The organism is Arthrobacter sp. I3 (assembly GCF_000520575.1).
GTDB lineage: Bacteria > Actinomycetota > Actinomycetes > Actinomycetales > Micrococcaceae > Arthrobacter > Arthrobacter humicola_A.
Window position 1 is genome coordinate 34,422 of the sequence record NZ_KI914933.1, and the last position, 15,437, is coordinate 49,858.

The window sequence follows — 15,437 nt, forward strand, 5'->3', positions numbered from 1 at the left end:
GGCGGCCAGTTCGCCACGGGCCGGGACCCCGGCGGCCCCGGCGGCAGCGGCTCCGGCCCGGGAGACCGGAACGGGCCGCGGCCCGGAAACCGCTGGGATGCGCTGGCCGATGATCAAGCCATACGCACCGCCAGGCTTTTGAACGGCCCCCAGACCACCCTCGACATTCTTGTCTGACACGAAGGAACGCGACTTATGACGATTCAGCCGATCGCATCCCAGCCGGTAGCGGCGGCGGGGGAGGCCACCCGGGCCTCTGCCGTGCGGACACCCTCGCAGACCATGGATGCCAACGTGTTCATGTCCCTGCTCGTGACGCAGCTCAAGAACCAGAACCCGAGCGCTCCCATGGACACAAACCAGATGATGAGCCAGACCCTTCAGCTCTCCATGATGGAAAAAATGACCGAACTGACCACCAACAGCAAGGAGGGCTTCTCCCTCCAGATGCGGACGGCGGCAGCCCAGCTGATCGGACACTCGGTCGGCTACACCCTCGCGGACGGCACCACCGGGACCGGCGTCGCCAGTTCCGTCAGCTATGCGGGGTCGGTTCCGTCCGTCACGATCGGCGACCTTTCCGTTCCCCTCGACTCCATCACCGGGCTTACCGCTCCGGCCGCATCCTAACCAGTTCTTCACCCGTAGAAAGGCAGTTCCCATGCTCCGCTCGCTGTACTCCGGAATCTCGGGCCTCCGCGCCCACCAGACCATGCTGGACGTTACTGGCAACAACATCGCCAACGTCAACACCGCAGGCTTCAAGGCCTCCTCCACCCAGTTCCAGGACACCCTGTCCCAGCTGCAGCAGGGCGCCACCGGCCCGCAGGCCGCGACCGGCGGCAGCAACCCCGCCCAGATCGGCCTGGGCGTCCGGGTTGCCGGCGTCACCACCAACTTCTCCCAGGGCTCTTCGCAGAGCACCGGCCGGGCCACCGACCTGATGATTTCCGGTGACGGCTTCTTCGTCACCAGCAAGGGCGGCAGCCAGCTCTTCACCCGCGCCGGCGCGTTCAGCCCGGACGCGGCCAACCAGCTGGTAAGCCCCGACGGCGGCATCCTCCAGGGCTGGACCGCCACCAACGGTGTGATCAACGCGGGTGGCCCCGTGGGCGACATTACGCTGAACCCCAACACCATGGTGGCCAAGAAGACCGACTCGGTGACGCTGGACGGAAACCTGCCCAGCGACGCCGTCGACGGCACCAAGTTGGACCGTCTCGTCAAGGTTTACGACGCCGCCGGCACCGAACGCAGTGTGTCAATGACCTTCACCAAGGCCGGAAGCACCTGGAACATCGCGGCCGACGACAACGGCACCACAGCCACCGGGTCTGTGACCTACACGAACGGCAAGCCCACCGCCGGCGGAAACGTCACCGTCAACGGCATCACCATTGATGTCTCCAAGGTTTCCGGCTACGCCGCCATGAGCTCGCTCACTGTCAGCGGCCAGAACGGTGCCCCCGTCGGCAAGCTCGAGTCCTACACGCTGGGCAGCGACGGCTCCCTGGTCGGGTCGTTCAGCAACGGCATCAAGCAGGTCCTCGCCAAGATCGCCCTCGCCAAGTTCACCAACCCGGGCGGCCTGGAGAAGGCCGGCGGCTCCTCCTACGTCGCAACCGGCAACTCCGGCGGCGTGCAGCTCGGTGCTGCGGGCGACCCCGGCCTTGGCACCCTGACCGGCGGCTCGTTGGAAATGTCGAACGTGGACCTGTCCCAGGAATTCACCAACCTGATCGTTGCGCAGCGCGGTTTCCAGGCCAACGCCCGCATCATCACCACCTCGGATGAGGTTCTCCAGGAACTGACCCAGCTCAAGCGCTAATGAGGGGAATCGTGCTTGTCCCTTAAGGATTCGGGGGACAGCTTTGGGTTTCCGGTATTGCCGGACCCGGAGCTGTCTCCTCGGATCGCACCCTAAAGGGGCGCCTGATTTCCGGCGTCCGGCAGCACGTCGTCGCGTTAGCATTGGTCCCAACACGTCTGTCCAGGAGGGCACATGCCGTACATCGTTGACTTCGAGACCGTTTCTACCGTCGGCTTGGAATCATCCCCCGTCTCCGAGGCCCTCGCCGGGTTGCGCGCCAACGAGGCCCGCTATTTCCGGAATAAGTACGGCCACGCCTTCACCGTGAGCCCCGCGAGCGAAGTTCCTGACGTGGTTGACCGGGTGAGCCGCATCCTCCGGGATGAACGCGAGATCGTGATCGGCTCCCGCCCGCTGGAGGCGACCGCCTTCGAAGTCGACGGTTTGCGGATGGCCTACGTTTTTTACGAGTCGGGGCTGTCGGTCAACGTCATGTACAGCATCGAGGACGGCGGGAAGAGAGCGGTGGGGTTCAAACTTGCCGACGGCATGGAAGTTCCGGAGGAATTGGCGCCGCGCTTCAAGTTCGCCCGCCAAAAGTCGAAGCTGGCGGGCGTTATTCGCGGCTCCTACTTCGTGATCAAGGGCGAGTACTGATCGGGCTCACCCCCGCATTTCAGGGTGCGGGACGCAGCCGGGCAATCCGGGAAGTGAGTTTCTGGGATTGGGGTTCCATATTTTCGACGTGATCATTAGCGGCGGCGGCCCGACGGGAATGATGCTGGCCAGCGAGTTGCGGCTGCACGGCGTGGACGTGCTCGTGCTGGAGAGGGACGCGGAGCCGAGCCAGGCGGTCCGTTCGCTCGGCCTGCACCCGCGCAGCATCGAGATCATGGACCAGCGCGGGCTGCTGGACCGGTTCCTCGCCCACGGGCAGCGGTATCCCGGCGGCGTGGGTCGCTTCGCCGGGATCGACAAGCCCCGGCCGGTGAACCTGGACACCGCACACGGCTACGTCCTTGGCATCCCCCAGCCGGTCACCGATCGCCTGCTGGCCGAGCGCGCCGGTGAGCTCGGCGCCCAGATCCGCCGCGGCTGCGAGGTGGCAGGGGTCGAGCAGGACGAGGACGCGGTGAGCGTCGAACTCGCTGACGGCACACGGCTGCGCTCGCGCTGGCTGGTCGGCTGCGACGGCGGACGCAGCCTGGTGCGCAGACTGCTCGGCATCGGCTTCCCCGGCGAGCCGGCCAAGACCGAGTGGCTCCTGGGCGAGGTGGAGGTGACCGCGGCGCCGGACCAGCTGGCCGAGGTGGCCGAGGAGGTGCGCAAGACCCACAAGGGGTTCGGCATAGGCCCCGCCGGAAACGGCCTGTACCGCGCCGTCGTGCCCGCGGCGGCCGTGGCCGAGGACCGCTCGGTCCCGCCGACCCTGGAGGAGTTCCGGACGCAGCTGCGGGCGTTCGCAGGCACCGACTTCGGCGTCCACTCACCACGCTCCCTGTCCCGTTTCAGCGACGCCACCCGGCTTGCCGAGCAATACCGGGTGGGCCGTATTCTGCTCGCCGGCGATGCGGCGCACGTCCACCCGCCGCTGGGAGGGCAGGGACTGAACCTCGGCATCCAGGACGCTTTCAACCTCGGCTGGAAGCTCGCCGCCGAGGTCAAAGGCTGGGCGCCTGACGGGCTGCTGGACAGTTATTACGCCGAGCGTCACCCGGTCGCCGAAGGCGTGCTGACCATCACCCGCGCCCAGAGCGAGCTGCTGTCCACCGAGCCCGGCCCGCAGGCCGTGCGGCGGCTGCTGAGCGAGCTGATGGACTTCGAGGATGTCAGCCGTTTCCTGGCCGAGAAGATCACCGCGATCGGGGTCCGCTACGACTTCGGCGAAGGACCCGAGCTGCTCGGCAGGCGACTGCGCGACATTCCTCTGTCGCGGGGTCGTCTCTACGAACTCACCCGCAAAGGCCGCGGGCTCCTGCTGGACCAGACCGGCGAACTCTCCGTGGCTGGATGGGCGGATCGGGTCGACCACGTCGCGGACGCCAGCGGGGAACTGGACGCGCCCGCGGTCCTGCTCCGGCCGGACGGCCACGTCGCATGGATCGGAGACGACCAGGACGACCTGTTCCACCATCTGCCGACATGGTTCGGGGCGGCCCTCGAGGGCACCGGAGACGATCACGATCGCCGCCCCTGACGCCGTGCCCGCCGTCAGGCAGCCTGCCAGGTCACGGGAAGCTGTTTCGCCCCGTAGACGATCATGCTTTCCATCCGCTCCAACTGTGCATCGGGGTCTACCGCAAGCCCCGGCAGCCGTGAGAGCACGGCCTCCAGCGCGATCCTGGCCTCCAGCCGCGCCAGGGGCGCCCCCAGACAGAAATGGATGCCCTGCCCGAAGGCGAGGTGACGGTTGGGTGAGCGTTCGACGTCGAACTCGTCCGGGCTCGGGAACTGCTCCCCGTCGCGGTTCGCCGAGCCGATCCAGGCAATGATCGGCGAGCCTGCCGGAATGGTGCGGCCGCGCACGGTCGTGTCGACGGCTGAGAGCCGGTACATGGACTGGACGGGGGAGCGGTAGCGCAGCACCTCTTCGATGGCGTGCGGGAGCAGGGCAGGCTCGGCGACGAGGCGTTCCGCCGTGCCCGGTGATTCGGTGAAGCACAGCACCGCATTGCCGATCAGGTTGGTGGTGGTCTCGTTTCCCGCCACGAGCAACAGGCTGCAGAATCCCAGCAACTCGATGGGGCTGAGCTTCTGCCCGTCGATCTCGGCCGCGAGGAGCGCGCTGATCAAATCATTGCCCGGCCGGTGCCGCCGTTCCTCGATCATGCCCATGAAGTACTCCGCCATTTCCCGGTTGGCTGCCGTGTGGACGGAATCGTCGGCGCCCGGGCGGGTCTGGCTCACGATCACGTCGGACCACAGCTTGAACCGGTCCCTGTCAGAGGCCGGAATGCCCATGAGTTCGGCGATCACGATCACCGGAAGCGGATAGGCCAGCTGTTCGATCAGGTCCGTGGCGCCGCCGGCCACCACCGGCTCCAGCAACTCGTCGGTCAGTTCCGAGATGCGCGGGGCGAGCGCTTCGACTGCCCGCGGCGTGAACGCCTGCGTCACGAGCGAACGCAACTGGCGGTGCCGCGGCGGGTCCGTGTTGACCAGGCTGGCGGCGAAGAGCTGGCCCGTTTCGGAGGGGTTGTCCCCGCCCATCCGGGAAGAAAAAGTGGCGTGCTCGGACAGGACCCGCTGCACGTCGTCGTAGCGGAACACGTGCCAGACGCCGGTGTCCGGGTCCTGGAAAACGGGTTCACTGTCCCGCATGGCTGCGTAGCGGGGAAACGGGTTCAACGGCTGCTCAAAATCCGGAAATGGCGCCATGGCTGGCCTTCCTGATGAGGCGGGCGGCCGTCGTTTCCTGGCACTTGACCAACTGCACTGGACGAACTGCGGTGGAACAGGCGCCCAACGGGGCGGGCCGGGTGGCCCCGTCAGGTCCCACCCTAATACCGCGCGGCGGCCTTGGCACGGGGAATGTTGCTGCGCCGGCCGCCCCCCGGGCACCGGCACGTTGGCAAGGCGCCTGACGACGGCGCCTAACGAAGGGGCCCCGGCTGCCGACAGTACGGAGGAGAACACCCTTCCCCTCACAGAGCAGAATCGGCCCATGATCGTCGTTACACGCCTCAACGGAACGCGCTTCGCGGTCAATCCGGACCTCATTGAACGCATCCACGAGAGCCCGGATACGCACTTGGTGACGCTCGACGGCGCCGCCTACGTGGTGCTCGAAAGCCTCGCCGAAGTGGTCGAGCTCATCGCGGAGTACCGGGCATACATTCTGAGCAAGGCCCGGGACTTTCCGGCCATCACCGGCTATCCCCTCAGCCTGGTCCGGACTGAAGACCCGGACGACGACCCCTACGACGACGGCGCCGGCCCCACGCCGCCCGCACAACCCAGAAAGTAACGATGGATCCCGCAACAGTCATCGGACTGCTCCTCGCCTTTGGCTCCGTTATCGCCATGGTGTCGCTCGAGGGCGCCAGCCTGTCGGCGTTGCTCCTCCCGGCCCCCATGATCCTGGTCTTCGGCGCCACGCTCGCCGTCGGGATCGCCGGAAACACCCTCAAAGACGTCGTCCAGGCCTTCAAAGCCCTCCCCAAGATGTTCCTCGGCAAAACCGCCAAGCCGCAGGAAAGCATTGACCAGATGGTCCGCTTCGCCGAAAAGGCGCGCAGCGAGGGCCTGCTGTCCCTGGAAGAGGAAGCGGCCAGCGTCAAGGACCCCTTCCTGGCCCGTGCCCTGCAGAACATCGCCGACGGCACCGACGCCGAGGACCTCCGGATGCTCATGGAGGACGAGATCGACTCCAAGTCCCGGAGCGATCACGCCAACTCCAAATTCTTCGCGAGTCTCGGTGGCTATGCCCCCACCGTGGGCATCATCGGCACCGTGGTGTCCCTGACCCACGTCCTGGAAAACCTTTCCACCCCGGACCACCTCGGCCCGATGATCGCGGCAGCCTTCGTCGCCACCCTGTGGGGTCTGCTGTCCGCCAACTTCATCTGGCTTCCCTTCAGCGCCCGGATGGCCCGGCTCTCTGAACTGGACATCGAACGGATGACGCTGCTCATGGAAGGCATGCTGTCGGTCCAGTCCGGTGCCCAGCCGCTTCTGCTGGCCGAACGGCTCCGCGCCATGGTCCCCGAGCACCAACTCAAGAGCTCCGGCAAGAAGGCCGGCGCTGACAAGTCCGACAGGATGGACGAGGCAGCGTGAGCCCCAGGCGGCGCGGGCGGAAGAAGCCGGAAGAACACCACGTCGACGAACGCTGGATGGCGTCCTACATGGACATGGTCACCGTGCTGATGTGCATGTTCATCGTCCTCTTCGCGATGTCCACAGTGGACGCCAACAAGTTTGAAAAGCTCCGCAACTCCCTGGCAACGGGATTCGGCGCCGTCGCGACGGAAACGGTGGATACGGCGTCGGGCACAGTGGTGCCGCCGGAACTCGTGAAAGAGGACCTCGAGGCGTTCGCCGCCGTCAAGGGCGCGGCCACCGCATCCCCCGAGAACATGGCTGAAGCGATCAAGGAAGTGGACAAACTCAAGGCGCTGCAGCAGAAAATGCAGGCCGGCCTGGCGGCAGCCGGGCTGAGCGAGAACGTCGAGTTCCAGATCGACCAGCGCGGGCTGACGGTCAAACTCGTCGGATCGCAGGCTTTCTTCGAACCTGACCGGCCCGAGCTCACCTCCCGGGCCTCCCGGGTGCTGCAGGTCATCTCACCGGTCCTCAAACCGGCCAGCATGGAAATCATGGTCGAGGGCCACGCCGCGAACGGCATCACGGCCTACCCCTCGACGTGGGAACTGTCCTCGGCGCGCGCCGTCAATGTCCTGCGGTACATGGTGGACCGCGGCGGCATAGCCCCCGGCACGATCGGTGCCGTCGCGTTCGGTTCTGCCCGCCAGGTCAACGACGACTCCACCCCGGCGCTCATGGAGCGAAACCGCCGGGTGGACATCGTGGTCATTTCCGACAAGCCCGACGTTGTCCGGGCGCTGATTCCGGAGGCCTTGAAACTCAGCGAGAAATAGCCGGTCGGGGCTACGGCGGACTGTCCGCGTTCCTAGCCTGCATTTTGCCTAAGGCGTACTGCTTACGCCACGAGTTCCCTTGCCGATAGTGGCAACCGTGAGTGTTCTGGATGAGCGGGAAGTGGCACGGGAGCGGACCGTCAGCGTCTATGACTTCCGCCGTCCTGCGACGCTCGCGCGCGAACACAGCCGGGTGCTGGAGCTCGCCTTCGAAACCTTCGCCCGCCAGTGGGGCACCCAGCTCACCGCCAAGGTCCGCGTCAAGTCCGTGGTGCGCCTGGAAGACGTCAGCATGCTCAGCTACGACGAGTACGCCGCCTCGCTGCCCGCCGTCACCGCCATGGTCCTGTGCACCGTGGAGGCCCACGATTCCAAGCTCGTGGTGCAGTTCCCCGGCCCGGCCGCCCTCGGCTGGGTGAACCGCATGCTCGGCGCCACCAACGATTCGCCCATGCCGGACCGCAAGTTCACCCAGATCGAGCAGGCGCTGATCAAGGGTCTGATGGACGAGGCCCTCGAAGACCTCGGCTATTCCCTGGGCCCGCTGCTCAGCGAGGCCGTCCGGGTGGACACCATCCAATACAACTCCCAGTTCGCCCAGGCCGCCGCACCCAGCGAACTGATGATCGTTGCCTCCTTCACCATGAGCGTTGGCGACGTCAACGCGCCCGCCACCCTGGCCGTTCCGGCCGGCATCCTGCTGGGACGGCTCAAGAAGGTCAACCCGACCGACTCCCGCGAAGACGCGGCCGCCCGCGTCAGCGCCCAACTGGAGCAGGTCCCGGTGGAACTGTCCGTACGGCTCTCGACGTCGTTCGTTACCCCGAGCCAGGTCCTGGGTCTCGCCGTCGGTGACGTCCTGACCCTGCCGCACCTGGAAAACCGGCCCTTTGACCTCACCCTGGACGGAACCCGGCTGGCCACTGCCGCCCCGGCCCGCAACGGCTCCCGCGCGGCCGCAGTAATTGTCACAATCGAGGAGAACCAACGATGAGCATCACCCTGACCAAGCACGAAATGTCGGCGGAACGGCTCGTCGAGGAGCTCCCGAGCCCGGTGGCCCTGAAGGTTGTCGCGCTGGTGCCTGCCCGGTCCGCGGCGGCCTATGCCCGGCAGGCGGTCACGGCGACCTTCGTCGGCGCGGTGACCGCCGACCTCGCCCTCATGCTCAGCGACCGCACCTTCCTTGACGAGGCCGCCGGCGCAGGGTCCCAGCTGGGCCACGTCTCCGTGACCGACGTGCTGCGCCCCGCGATGGAAAGCGCCAGCTCAGTCTTCGGGGCCGGTGTCCTGTCCGACCTGCGTGAATCCGACGTCTCGGGGCTCCTCTCGGATCCCGACACGGCCGTCTTTGAACTCTCCGACGGCAGCAACGCCGCGGCCTGGTTTGCCGTCCGGCTCCGCGAACACAGCAACAGCCAGGAACGCGGCGGGGACCTGTTCGCCGGCGGGGACACCGTGGCCGGCCGGCTCGGCCGGATCAACAACATTGAAATGGCCCTGACCGTGGAGATCGGACGCACCCGGATGTCGGTCCGGGACGTGCTGTCGCTGGAACCGGGCAAGATCATCGAACTGGACCGCTCCGCCGGCGCACCGGCCGACGTCCTGCTCAACGGCCGCCTGATCGCGCACGGCGAAGTCGTGGTCCTCGACCAGGACTACGCGGTGCGGATCACCCGGATCCTCGACGTGGCCGAGGGGCTCAGCTGAATGGACGCACTGATCCTCGGGCTGCGGGTAGTCGTGGCCCTGGGCGCGGTGCTTGGCCTCATGTGGTTCCTGCAGCACCGGCTGGGCAAGGGCACCGGACGGCGCCGGGCTGACCGCGCCTTGACCATCGTCAGCCGGCAGAGTCTCGGACAAAAAGCCTCCGTGGTGGTGGTCGACGCCGCCGGGCAGCGCTTCCTCCTGGGCGTCACCGAGCACGCCGTCAACGTCCTGCACACCGGGGACATCCCGCCCGAACCCGAAGAAGTTGCGGTCCCCGGCACCAGCCGCGGCCTGGGCGATTTCGCCCGGATCCTCGCTGATGCCAGCCCGCTCGCCGGCAACCACTTCAGCGGCAAGGCCAGGGGTGCCGCTGACGGCGACGATTTTGCGGACGGCGCCGACGCCGACGATTTCGCCGACGGTCCGAACGGTGTCCGGGAGTTGCCGCCGTCCCGCCGCAGCTCCCTTCACCGGGGCTCCGCGGCCCGCGGCCACGCCGGCCGCGGCACCGCCGGCGGCGGGTCGGCCCATCCGCCGCTGCACGGCTCCATCCTGGCCGGTTCCACCTGGAAGCAGGCTGCCGCCGCGCTCAGGAGCGGACGCCGCAATTGATCTTCCCGCTCCCTACCAGCACCACCCGCCCGCGAACAGCCGGCGCAAGACCCCTTAGGCTCCTGGCCCTGGGGCTCGCCGCCGTGCTCTTTGCCGTCCTCCTGCTGTGGCTCAACGCCTCGGCAGGCCACGCCGCACCCATCGACCCTGTTGCGCCGGTGCCGCCGACCGACCCTGCCAATCCCGACGGCGGGAACATCAACATCCAGATCAACGGGATGGACGGGAAACCTTCCTCCGCTGTCCTGACCCTGATCAGCATCACCCTCCTGGCCGTTGCGCCCTCGCTGCTGCTGATGATGACGTCCTTCACCAAGATCTTTGTGGTCCTGGCAATGACCCGCAACGCGCTGTCCCTGCCCTCCATCCCGCCGAACCAGGTCCTGGCCGGGCTGGCTCTGTTCCTCTCGATCTTTGTGATGTGGCCCGTCATCAACGAGATGAACACCCTCGGCGTCCAGCCCTACCTCAACGGCACACTGGACTTCAACGGTGCCGTCAGCGCCGCATCGGGTCCGCTGCAGCACTTCATGCTTGCCCACACGCGCGAGGAGGACATCGCCCTGATGTCCCGTGCCGCCGGAGCCGAGAACCCGGCCACCCCTGAGGCCGTGCCGCTGCAGACCCTCATCCCGGCGTTCATGATCTCCGAACTCCGTGCCGCGTTCATCATCGGCTTCGTCATCTTCATCCCGTTCCTCGTGATCGACCTCGTGGTGTCCGCGGCCCTGATGTCCATGGGCATGATGATGCTCCCGCCCGTCATGATCTCGCTGCCCTTCAAGATCCTGCTCTTCGTGCTCGTGGACGGCTGGGGCCTGATCATCACCGCGCTCGTCCAGAGCTATGCGGGTTCAGGATGAACGCCAACGCGGTCCTGGACATCTGCCTCCAAGCCATGATCGTGGCGGCCAAGCTCTCCGCGCCCGTGCTGGTCACGGCGCTGGTGGTGGGACTGGCCATCTCCCTGCTGCAGTCCATCACGCAGCTGCAGGAAGCCACCCTGTCCTTCGTGCCGAAGGCTGCCGCGGTGGCCGTGGCCCTGATTGTCTGCGGACACTGGATGATCTCGGAGATGGTCGCCTTCACCAACGACCTCTTCGCGAAGATTCCGTCCCTGCTCGGAGGCCTGTGAGGTGGGCATTCCCATCGACCCGGCCTGGCTTGAAGTCCTGCTGCTGGCCACGGTCCGGATGACCGCCTTCCTGGTCGTGGCACCGCCCTTCTCGCACCACGCCATTCCAGGGCGCGTCAAAGCCATGCTGGGGCTGGGGCTGGGCCTGGCGGTGACGCAGCGCCTGGCCGGCGGCTACACGCCCCGGGACACCGCCGGGTTCGTCACCGGTGTGGTCCTGGAGCTCGTCACCGGTCTGGTCCTGGGCTTCCTGGTCCTCGTCATCTTCTCCGCCATCCAGTCTGCCGGCAGCCTGATCGACCTGTTCAGCGGGTTCCAGATGGCCCAGGCCTACGACCCCCAAATGATGGTCAACGGCGCACAGTTCACCCGTCTCCTGCAGATGGCTGCGCTGGCGCTGCTCTTCGCCTCCGACGGCTACCAGCTGGTCATCACCGGCCTCACCGGCAGCTTTGCCGCCCTTCCGCTGGCCGGGGGGATCGACCTGGCCCAGCCGGTGCAGGCCATGATCGCGGCAGTGTCCGGCATGTTCCTTGCCGCCGTGCAGATCGCCGGCCCCCTCCTGGTGGTCCTGTTCCTTGCCGACGTCGGGCTTGGCCTGCTGACCCGCGTGGCGCCGGCGCTGAATGCCTTCTCCCTCGGCTTCCCGCTGAAGATCCTGCTCACCCTGACGCTGGCCGGCTTCATGTTCCTGGCCCTGCCCCGACTCGTTTCCAGCCTCGCCGGGCAGGCGGCCAAAGCCGTGCTGGGGGTGGGGTGATGGCGGATTCACAGGAAAAGACCGAGCAAGCCACCGAGAAACGGATGCGGGAGGTCCGCTCCAAGGGCCAGCTGTCCCGTTCCCAGGACCTCACCGCCTGGCTCGGCGTCGGCGCCGCCGCGCTGATGCTCCCCAGCACGGTGGACCGGGCCGCCAACGCCGCCACGGACCAGCTCTTCAGCATCCGGGGGATCGTGTCCGCCCCCGACCCCGGCAAAGCCGTCCGGGCGCTGGAAGCCGGCTTCGCGTCCATCGCCGGGATCGTCGGCCCCCTGCTGGTGGTCGTGTTCCTGGCCGTCCTCGCCGGCTCGGCCCTCCAAGGCGGTGTCCACCTGAAGAAATTCAGGCTCGAATTCGAACACTTCAACCTGCTCGGCGGGATCAAGCGGCTGTTCGGCGCGCAGGCCGTGTGGGGCGGTCTCAAGGCGCTGCTCAAGGCAAGCGTCGTGGGGCTGGTGCTCTACACAGTCGTGCAGGGACTGGTTCCGGTGCTGCTGACAGCCGGCGGCCTGCCCGTCGCCGGGGTCGTGCAGGCCGCCGCCGGCGGGATAGCCGCCCTGGTCCAGTTCGCGGTGGCCGCCGGCATCGTGCTGGCCGCGGCCGACTTCTTCGTCGTGATGCGGCGCAACCGCAAGAAGACGCGGATGTCCAAGAAGGAAGTCCAGGACGAAAACAAGAGCAGCGAGGGCGATCCGCTGATCCGGTCCCAACGCCGGGCGCGCCAGATGGCCATGAGCCGCAACCGCATGATCGCGGCGATCGGGGACGCCGACGTCGTCCTGGTCAACCCCACGCACGTGGCGGTGGCCCTGAAATACGAGCCCGGAAAATCCGCACCCCGCGTGGTTGCCAAGGGCGCCGGCCACGTGGCTGCGAGGATCAGGGAAGAAGCCGAGGAAAAGAACGTGCCCATGGTCCAGGACATCCCGCTGGCCAGGGCCCTCCACGGGGCCTGTGAGCTGGGGGACGAGATCCCGGTGGACTTCTACCGGGCGGTGGCCGGCGTCCTCGCGTTCGTCATGGCACTCAAGGCCCGGGGCGCCGCCGCCGGGATGCACCGCATGACCACCACGGTGGCCACCGTATGAAACACGGCAGGCTCCACAGCGTGCAACACGGCACGAAAACTTCGGGAATCAGCGTCTGTGAAAGGACAGCACCATGAACAACAGGCTGAACCGGCTGGTGGTGCCCATCGGCATCGTGGGGATCGTGCTCCTGCTGGTGGTTCCCGTTCCCGCGCCGCTGCTCGACTTCCTCATCGTCTGCAACATCCTGCTGGCACTGCTGGTCCTGCTGACCAGCATGTTCGTCAAAAAGCCGCTGGATTTCTCGGTGTTCCCGTCCCTGCTGCTGGTGGCCACGCTCTTCCGGCTCGGCCTCAACGTCGCCTCCACCCGCCTGGTCCTGGGCAACGGATACGCCGGGCAGGTCATCGAAGCCTTCGGCAAGGTGACGGTCGGCGGCTCCATGATCATCGGCGCCGTCGTGTTCCTCATCCTCGTGGTGATCCAGTTCGTCGTGGTCACCAAGGGCGCCGAGCGCGTGGCCGAGGTGGGCGCGCGCTTCACTCTCGACGCCATGCCCGGCAAGCAGATGGCGATCGACGCCGACCTCAACGCCGGCCTCCTCACCGACACCCAGGCCCGGGAGCGGCGGGCCGAAGTCTCTGCCGAGGCCGACTTCTACGGTGCCATGGACGGCGCCTCGAAGTTCGTCAAGGGCGACGCCATCGCGGGCATCATCATTATCATCATCTTCGTCGTGGTCACCAAGGGCGCCGAGCGCGTGGCCGAGGTGGGCGCGCGCTTCACTCTCGACGCCATGCCCGGCAAGCAGATGGCGATCGACGCCGACCTCAACGCCGGCCTCCTCACCGACACCCAGGCCCGGGAGCGGCGGGCCGAAGTCTCTGCCGAGGCCGACTTCTACGGTGCCATGGACGGCGCCTCGAAGTTCGTCAAGGGCGACGCCATCGCGGGCATCATCATTATCATCATCAACTTCGTCGGCGGCATCGCCATCGGCATGGTCCAGCGCGGCCTGGAAATCGGCGACGCCCTGAACACCTACGGCCTGCTGACCATGGGCGACGGGCTCGTCACCCAGATCCCGGCACTGCTCATGGCCGTCTCCACCGGCATGATCGTGACCCGGTCCAACGCCGAGTCCGACATGGGGCGGACGGCCTCCACCCAGCTGCTGCAGTCACCGAATGCCCTCATGATCGCCGGCGTCGCCGCCGTCGCCATGGCACTGATCCCCGGCATGCCCCCGATCCCGTTCGTCGTCGTAGGCGCAGGCCTGTTCATCGCCTCCCGGCGGACCGCGGCAAGCCAGCAGCTGGCGGAAACGGCCCGGGAGGCTGAGTCGACCGCGCTGAACTTCCCGGAACAGGATCCGAACGAGAAGCTGCTGGAAGACATGCGCATCCACCCCGTGGAGATCCTGCTCGCACCTGACCTCGTGGATATGGTCTCCGGCGCCTCCGATGACCTCCTGGCCCGGGTCCGGTCCTTGCGGCACAAGATCGCCATGGAACTGGGCCTGGTCATCCCGCCGGTGCGCACCCGGGACAGTGTGGACCTGCCGCCGGCGACCTACGCCATCCGGATTGCCGGCGTGGAAGCCGGCCGCGGCACGGCCCCCGGCGGCCAGATGCTCGCCCTGGGCGAGAACCTGGACTCGCTCCCGGGCCCGGCGATGATCGAGCCCGTATTTGGGCTCGCCGGGAAGTGGATTCCGGGGGAGATGCGCCACAACGCCGAAATGACAGGTGCCACAGTGATCGACCGGGTCTCCGTCCTGGTCACCCACCTGTCCTCGATCGTCGCGGCGAACGCTGCCCGGCTGCTGTCCCGCGAGGACGTCCGCGTGCTGACCGAGGGGGTGCGCAAGCAGAGCCCCTCCGCCGTCGACGAACTGACCCCGGCCCTGCTCTCCCTGGCCGAGCTGCAGCGCGTCCTCCAGGGCCTGCTGGATGAGCAGGTGCCGATCAACGACCTCGCCCGGATCTACGAGGCCCTCACGCTCCGCGCCAAGATTTCCACGGATCCGGAATCGCTCGTGGAAGCCGCCCGGCAGGCCTTGGGCCCCGCTCTCACAGCCAAGTTCATGGACGGCGAGGTGCTCAACGTCATCATGATCGACCCCGTCCTGGAACAACACATGCTCGAGGACATGCGGCCCGCGGAGGGCGGCAGCCAGATCGTCATGGGGCAGGACCGCCTCGACGCCGTGCTGCGCTCGGTGCGGTCCGCCGTCGACGCCGCGGCCGCCGCCAACCGCCAGGCCGTGCTTGTCTGTGCACCCGCGCTCCGGCCCGCCATCTACCGCCTCGTCGGGGGGCAGCCGGGATCCGTGCCCGTGTTGTCCTACCGCGAGGTGACCTCCGCCAACGTCCGGATCGAAACAGTAGGAGTGGTGCGCCATGCCGAACCGCTATCGGCTTAAGGGAGCCTCGCTCGAGGAAATCCGCCGCAAGGCAGAACAGCTGTACGGTCCGGCGGCCCGGATCGTGTCCGCCGAACGCGTCAGCAGCCCCGGAATCGCCGGCCTCTTCGCCCAGGACCGCTACGAGGCCATGATCGAGCTCCAGTCCAAACACGAGGTCGTCACCGGCGAGGTGGTGCCTGACGCCGACATCCTGACCGGGGCCGATTCCGACCCGGCGACTGGTGGTCCCGCCGGGGCGACCACCGCCGGAGCGGCTACCGCGGGCACTGTTCCGGGCGCCGGGACCCCCGCCGGGAAGTACGACGCCGGAGCCGCGGCGGCAGCATCGGCCCCGGCGGCCCGGACCGCAGC

At 67.4% G+C, this 15,437-nt stretch carries 16 protein-coding genes and 1 pseudogene; 16 read left to right on the top strand and 1 reads right to left on the bottom strand.

Going from position 1 to position 15,437, the window contains the following annotated elements; all coding sequences use genetic code 11:
- Nucleotides 1–195: 195 nt before the first annotated feature.
- The 4 genes from Y706_RS0114085 (at nucleotide 196) to rox (ending at nucleotide 4,007) form a co-directional block, all read left to right on the top strand.
- Nucleotides 196–630: a flagellar hook assembly protein FlgD gene (locus tag Y706_RS0114085; protein ID WP_028277078.1), complete on the top strand. Its 435-nt coding sequence runs from the start codon at nucleotides 196–198 to the stop codon at nucleotides 628–630.
- Between the two features lie 31 nt (nucleotides 631–661).
- Nucleotides 662–1,828 carry a flagellar hook protein FlgE gene (locus Y706_RS0114090; protein ID WP_028277079.1) on the top strand — a complete coding sequence of 389 codons (1,167 nt, stop codon included), beginning with the start codon at nucleotides 662–664 and terminating at the stop codon, nucleotides 1,826–1,828.
- 174 nt (nucleotides 1,829–2,002) lie between these two features.
- The gene (locus Y706_RS0114095) at nucleotides 2,003–2,467 is read left to right on the top strand and encodes a hypothetical protein (RefSeq protein ID WP_028277080.1); all 465 of its coding nucleotides are present in this window, start codon (nucleotides 2,003–2,005) and stop codon (nucleotides 2,465–2,467) included.
- A 79-nt stretch (nucleotides 2,468–2,546) separates the two neighbouring features.
- A complete protein-coding gene (rox, locus tag Y706_RS0114100; RefSeq protein WP_043436190.1) occupies nucleotides 2,547–4,007 on the top strand; it encodes a rifampin monooxygenase in 1,461 nt (486 codons plus the stop codon).
- A 14-nt stretch (nucleotides 4,008–4,021) separates the two neighbouring features.
- On the opposite strand, the gene Y706_RS0114105 is transcribed toward rox, so the two are convergent.
- Entirely contained in the window at nucleotides 4,022–5,188 is a 1,167-nt protein-coding gene (locus Y706_RS0114105) for a cytochrome P450 (RefSeq protein WP_028277082.1), read from the bottom strand.
- Between the two features lie 286 nt (nucleotides 5,189–5,474).
- Between Y706_RS0114105 and Y706_RS0114110 the strand changes: the two genes are divergently transcribed.
- From Y706_RS0114110 to Y706_RS0114165, 12 genes and pseudogenes are all read left to right on the top strand, one after another.
- Nucleotides 5,475–5,777 carry a flagellar FlbD family protein gene (locus Y706_RS0114110; RefSeq protein ID WP_028277083.1) on the top strand — a complete coding sequence of 101 codons (303 nt, stop codon included), beginning with the start codon at nucleotides 5,475–5,477 and terminating at the stop codon, nucleotides 5,775–5,777.
- A gap of 2 nt (nucleotides 5,778–5,779) precedes the next feature.
- The gene (locus tag Y706_RS0114115; RefSeq protein ID WP_028277084.1) at nucleotides 5,780–6,589 is read left to right on the top strand and encodes a motility protein A; all 810 of its coding nucleotides are present in this window, start codon (nucleotides 5,780–5,782) and stop codon (nucleotides 6,587–6,589) included.
- Complete coding sequence (locus Y706_RS0114120; RefSeq protein WP_028277085.1) at nucleotides 6,586–7,410, top strand: OmpA/MotB family protein; 825 nt, start codon at nucleotides 6,586–6,588, stop codon at nucleotides 7,408–7,410. Before Y706_RS0114115 ends, Y706_RS0114120 begins: the two co-directional genes overlap by 4 nt.
- 97 nt (nucleotides 7,411–7,507) lie before the next feature.
- Nucleotides 7,508–8,404 carry a flagellar motor switch protein FliM gene (locus Y706_RS0114125; RefSeq protein ID WP_223914317.1) on the top strand — a complete coding sequence of 299 codons (897 nt, stop codon included), beginning with the start codon at nucleotides 7,508–7,510 and terminating at the stop codon, nucleotides 8,402–8,404.
- A complete protein-coding gene (fliN, locus tag Y706_RS0114130; protein ID WP_028277087.1) occupies nucleotides 8,401–9,123 on the top strand; it encodes a flagellar motor switch protein FliN in 723 nt (240 codons plus the stop codon). The genes Y706_RS0114125 and fliN overlap by 4 nt, the downstream gene beginning before the upstream one ends.
- Nucleotides 9,124–9,735 (top strand): flagellar biosynthetic protein FliO, encoded by a 612-nt coding sequence (gene fliO, locus Y706_RS27505; RefSeq protein WP_052355079.1) that lies wholly within the window; start codon nucleotides 9,124–9,126, stop codon nucleotides 9,733–9,735.
- Nucleotides 9,732–10,598 (top strand): flagellar type III secretion system pore protein FliP, encoded by an 867-nt coding sequence (gene fliP / locus Y706_RS0114140; RefSeq protein ID WP_043436183.1) that lies wholly within the window; start codon nucleotides 9,732–9,734, stop codon nucleotides 10,596–10,598. Before fliO ends, fliP begins: the two co-directional genes overlap by 4 nt.
- Nucleotides 10,595–10,870, top strand: a complete 276-nt coding sequence (gene fliQ / locus Y706_RS0114145; protein WP_018775799.1) for a flagellar biosynthesis protein FliQ — start codon at nucleotides 10,595–10,597, stop codon at nucleotides 10,868–10,870. The genes fliP and fliQ overlap by 4 nt, the downstream gene beginning before the upstream one ends.
- A gap of 1 nt (nucleotide 10,871) precedes the next feature.
- Nucleotides 10,872–11,630 carry a flagellar biosynthetic protein FliR gene (locus Y706_RS0114150; protein ID WP_028277089.1) on the top strand — a complete coding sequence of 253 codons (759 nt, stop codon included), beginning with the start codon at nucleotides 10,872–10,874 and terminating at the stop codon, nucleotides 11,628–11,630.
- Entirely contained in the window at nucleotides 11,630–12,718 is a 1,089-nt protein-coding gene (locus Y706_RS0114155) for an EscU/YscU/HrcU family type III secretion system export apparatus switch protein (protein ID WP_028277090.1), read from the top strand. The genes Y706_RS0114150 and Y706_RS0114155 overlap by 1 nt, the downstream gene beginning before the upstream one ends.
- Before the next feature lie 73 nt (nucleotides 12,719–12,791).
- Complete coding sequence (locus Y706_RS25550; protein ID WP_084476146.1) at nucleotides 12,792–15,083, top strand: flagellar biosynthesis protein FlhA; 2,292 nt, start codon at nucleotides 12,792–12,794, stop codon at nucleotides 15,081–15,083.
- Nucleotides 15,061–15,437 (top strand): annotated as a pseudogene (locus Y706_RS0114165) (hypothetical protein); the annotation flags it as partial. The gene Y706_RS25550 and the pseudogene Y706_RS0114165, both read left to right, overlap by 23 nt.